Origin of the sequence: Marinobacter sp. BW6 (assembly GCF_008107725.1) — a bacterium.
Taxonomy (GTDB): domain Bacteria; phylum Pseudomonadota; class Gammaproteobacteria; order Pseudomonadales; family Oleiphilaceae; genus Marinobacter.
Map to the genome: position 1 here is coordinate 1 of NZ_VIRN01000081.1, position 412 is coordinate 412.

Genomic DNA, 412 nt, shown 5'->3' on the forward strand with positions numbered 1-412 from the left:
GAGGGTCTCGTAGTAGGCCTCCTGCAACGGCAGGCCCATGCGCAGGAAAGACTCCAGGCGGGTGTAGATGTAGATCCCGTAGTCCACCCCGATGCCGACGCCGAGGGCGATCACCGGCAGGGTCGCGACCTTCACGCCGATGCCCAGCGCCGCCATCAGCGCGTTGCCCAGCACCGAGGTGAGGATCAGCGGCAGGACGATGCAGAGGGTCGCGGCGAAGGAACGGAAGGTGATCATGCACATGGCCGCCACGCAGATGTACACCAGAACCAGGATGATCAGTTCGGACTGCTTGATCACCTCGTTGGTGGCGGCCTCGATCCCGGCGTTGCCGGCGGCCAGCTGGAACTGCAGGTCGTCCTTGTCGTTCTCCGCGGCGAAGGCCTGCACCGCCGCCACCGCGCGGTCGAGG

General features: G+C 66.3%; 1 protein-coding gene. It reads right to left on the minus strand.

Translation table 11 applies throughout. The annotated features are described in order from the left end of the window. A partial coding sequence (locus FMN52_RS18555) for an MMPL family transporter (RefSeq protein WP_148610105.1) occupies nt 1–412 on the minus strand: 412 nt, incomplete at both ends.